Origin of the sequence: Cellulomonas biazotea, from assembly GCF_004306155.1 — a bacterium.
In the GTDB taxonomy this organism is placed as follows: domain Bacteria; phylum Actinomycetota; class Actinomycetes; order Actinomycetales; family Cellulomonadaceae; genus Cellulomonas; species Cellulomonas biazotea.
Map to the genome: position 1 here is coordinate 1 of NZ_BIMR01000453.1, position 3,734 is coordinate 3,734.

2 protein-coding genes are annotated in these 3,734 nt (G+C 75.0%); one reads left to right on the top strand and one right to left on the bottom strand.

The genetic code is table 11. The annotated features are described in order from the left end of the window. Window positions 1–273: 273 nt before the first annotated feature. Window positions 274–1,008, bottom strand: a complete 735-nt coding sequence (locus CBZ_RS20080) for a hypothetical protein (protein WP_130783195.1) — start codon at window positions 1,006–1,008, stop codon at window positions 274–276. 294 nt (window positions 1,009–1,302) lie between these two features. Between CBZ_RS20080 and purL the strand changes: the two genes are divergently transcribed. Next, window positions 1,303–3,690 carry a phosphoribosylformylglycinamidine synthase subunit PurL gene (gene purL / locus CBZ_RS20085; RefSeq protein ID WP_130783196.1) on the top strand — a complete coding sequence of 796 codons (2,388 nt, stop codon included), beginning with the start codon at window positions 1,303–1,305 and terminating at the stop codon, window positions 3,688–3,690. Window positions 3,691–3,734 lie beyond the last annotated feature (44 nt).

Sequence of the window (3,734 nt, forward strand, 5' to 3'; positions counted from 1 at the left end):
GTCGCCGGCGTGGTGGCGGTCGCGGTCGGCGGGGCGGTCGTCGCGCGGCCGTCGTCGGCACCACCAGCCGGCACGCACCCCGCGAGCACCACGAGCGCCGCCAGCCCGACGGCCGCACGCCGGTGTCGACCGCGGGTGGGCGAGGACGGTGACGGCACGTCCCCGACGCTACCGGCCGCACGCTCGACGCCCCCGGCCTCGCATGTCGGGCCCGCCCCACTCGTCCCCGTCCGCCGGGCGGCTCCCGCCCGACCGACCGGCGGACGGCGTCCGTCAGCGCCGGTGCGCCGGCCCGGTCCCGCGCGAGCGGCGGTGCAGCGAGCGGAGCACGATCCCGGCGGCCAGGGCGGCCGTCCCGACGCCGAGGACCGGGATGAGCACGTCGCTGCCGGTGATCGCGAGCCCGCCGCGGGACGGGCCGTCGCCGGCGGCCAGCACCTCGGCGCGGGGGTCGGGGGTGGCGCTCGGGGTCGCCGAGGGCGTCGCGCCCGGCGACGTGTCGAGGACCGCGCCGCTCACGCTCGGCGACGGCTCGGGGGTGGGGGTCGGCGTCGGGGTCGCGTCGCTGCCCGGGGGGGTGGCGGGCTCGGCGGGGATCGGCGCGACGGGGACCGCGGTGCGCGGCGGCGGGGTCGTGTCCGACGTGCAGACGGGCCGCTGGCCGCCCTCGCCGAAGTGCTCGTTGTACCCGCTGACCTCGACCCACGTGACGCAGTACCGCTCGGGCAGCCCGAGCTCCGACCAGCGGACGTCGCCGCGCCCGGCGAACGCACCCTGGGCGGTCGCCGCCTGGACGTGCAGCATCGCGGACCGCGTCTCCCCGTCGACGACGTAGCGGACGTTGACGTGGTCGTGCTCGACGAACGTGCGGCCGGCGGGCAGCGTGAGGCCCTCGGCGGTCACGGTGTACGGCGTCGGGTCGTCGGAGCCTCCGGCGTGCGCGGCGGCGGCGCTCCCCCCGAGGAGCAGGCAGGCGAGGGAGACGGCGGCGGCGGCACGGTGGAGCATCGGACCTCGGGCTGGTTCGGCGACGGACGAGCGGCAGAGCGGGCACGGCGTCGCGCCACGGCGGCACCGTCAGGCGTGACCACTGGATCGGTCAAGATCTCGCCCGCGTCGACCCTAGGCGGGAATCGGACAATGCGGAGAAACCGGGCGATGAGAGTCGCGTGAGAACCTGCGCGCGCACCGCCCGTGGACGGGCCGGAGGCGTCCGGTGGCCGCGGGTACCCTTGTCCCCGTCTGCCGACCCCGCCGCGACCCCGGCCCCTCGCGCCGGTCCGCGCCCCACCGAGGGAATCGATGACCACCGCATCCCCGCAGGACCTCCCGCGCACCGCACCCACGTCCGACACCGTCGAGCACGCCGCGGCGACGCCCGACCAGGAGCAGCCGTTCGCCGAGCTCGGGCTCAAGCCCGACGAGTACCAGCGGATCCGCGACATCCTGGGTCGTCGTCCCACGGCCGCCGAGCTCGCGATGTACTCCGTCATGTGGTCCGAGCACTGCTCGTACAAGTCGAGCAAGACGCACCTGCGCCAGTTCGGCGACAAGACGACGCCGGCGATGAAGGAGCACCTGCTCGTCGGCATCGGCGAGAACGCGGGCGTCGTCGACATCGGCGACGGCTGGGCGGTCACCTTCAAGGTCGAGAGCCACAACCACCCGAGCTACGTCGAGCCGTACCAGGGTGCCGCGACGGGTGTCGGCGGCATCGTCCGCGACATCATCTCGATGGGCGCCCGCCCGGTCGCCGTCATGGACCAGCTGCGCTTCGGCGCGGTGGACCACCCCGACACGGCGCGCGTCGTGCACGGCGTGGTCGCGGGCGTCGGCGGCTACGGCAACAGCCTGGGCCTGCCGAACATCGGCGGCGAGCTCGTCTTCGACGCCTCGTACCAGGGCAACCCGCTCGTCAACGCGCTGTGCCTGGGCGTCCTGCGGCACGAGGACATCCACCTGGCGAACGCGTCGGGCGCGGGCAACAAGGTCGTCCTGTTCGGTGCGCGCACGGGTGGCGACGGCATCGGCGGGGCGTCGATCCTCGCGAGCGAGACCTTCGACGACACCAAGCCGTCGAAGCGGCCGTCCGTGCAGGTCGGCGACCCGTTCATGGAGAAGGTCCTCATCGAGTGCTGCCTGGAGCTCTACGCGGCGCAGGTCGTCGAGGGCATCCAGGACCTGGGCGCCGCGGGTATCTCCTGCGCGACGAGCGAGCTCGCGTCGAACGGCGACGGCGGCATGCACGTCGACCTGGAGAACGTCCTGCTGCGCGACCCCACGCTGACGGCCGGCGAGATCCTCATGTCGGAGTCGCAGGAGCGCATGATGGCGGTCGTCGCGCCCGACAAGCTCGACGCGTTCCTGGCGATCACCGGCAAGTGGGACGTCGAGACGGCGGTGATCGGCGAGGTCACCGGCACGGGCCGCCTGACGATCGACCACCACGGGCAGCGCATCGTCGACGTCGACCCGAAGACCGTCGCGCACGAGGGCCCGGTCTACGACCGCCCGTACGCGCGCCCGGCGTGGCAGGACGCGCTCAACGCGGACACGGTGACGGACGAGGCGCGCTTCGCCCGCCCGGCGACCGCGGCGGACCTGCGTCAGACCGTCCTGCGGCTGCTCGCGAGCCCGAACCTCGCGGACAAGTCGTGGGTGACGAACCAGTACGACCGGTTCGTGCAGGGCAACACGGCGCTCGCGCAGCCCGACGACTCGGGCGTCATCCGCGTCGACGAGCAGTCCGGCCTGGGCGTCGCGCTCGCGACCGACGCGAACGGCCGCTACGGCAAGCTCGACCCGTACACGGGTGCGCAGCTGGCGCTCGCGGAGGCGTACCGGAACGTCGCGACGACGGGCGCCCGTCCGCTCGCGGTGACCGACTGCCTGAACTTCGGCAGCCCGGAGCACCCCGACTCGATGTGGCAGCTCGTCGAGGCGATCCGTGGCCTGGCGGACGCGTGCCAGGTGCTCGAGGTGCCCGTGACCGGTGGCAACGTGTCGCTGTACAACGGCACGGGCGAGCCGGGGAAGATCGACTCGGCCATCCACCCGACGCCGGTCGTCGGCGTGCTGGGCGTGCTGGACGACGTCGCGGACGCGGTGCCGTCGGGCTGGACCGCGCCGGGCCAGGCCGTCTACCTGCTGGGCACGACGCGCGCGGAGCTCGACGGCTCGGCCTGGGCGGACGTCGTGCACGGCCACCTGGGCGGCACACCGCCGCGGGCGGACCTGGACGCCGAGCGTCGCCTCGCGCAGGTCCTGGTCTCGGCGGCGCGGGACGACCTCGTCGACGCGGCGCACGACCTGTCCGAGGGCGGTCTCGCGATCGCGCTCGTCGAGTCGAGCCTGCGCTACGGCACGGGCGTGCAGGTCGACCTGGACGCGCTGTGCGCGCGGGACGGCGTGACGCCGTTCGAGGCCCTGTTCTCGGAGTCGCAGGGCCGCGCGCTCGTCGCGGTGCCGCGCTCGGAGGAGGTCCGCCTGCTCGACCTGTGCACCGCGCGCGGGGTCCCGGCGCTGCGCCTGGGCGAGACCGCGGAGACCTGCACCCCGGGTGCCGGCACGCCGGTCGACGACGGCGACCACGTGCACGCGCCCGCGGTCGAGGTGCGGGGCCTGTTCACGCTCCCCCTCGCCGAGGCGCGCGAGGCGTGGTCGGCCACGCTGCCGGCGCACTTCGGCTGAGCCACCCCGCCGGCGACCCACCGCCGGCGTCGTCCGGACGGCCC

What these genes read in the sequence shown, in the direction of transcription:
- CBZ_RS20080 (WP_130783195.1), bottom strand. Translation starts at nt 1,008, where the DNA reads ATGCTCCACCGTGCCGCCGCCGCCGTCTCCCTCGCCTGCCTGCTCCTC.
- purL (WP_130783196.1), top strand. Translation starts at nt 1,303, where the DNA reads ATGACCACCGCATCCCCGCAGGACCTCCCGCGCACCGCACCCACGTCC.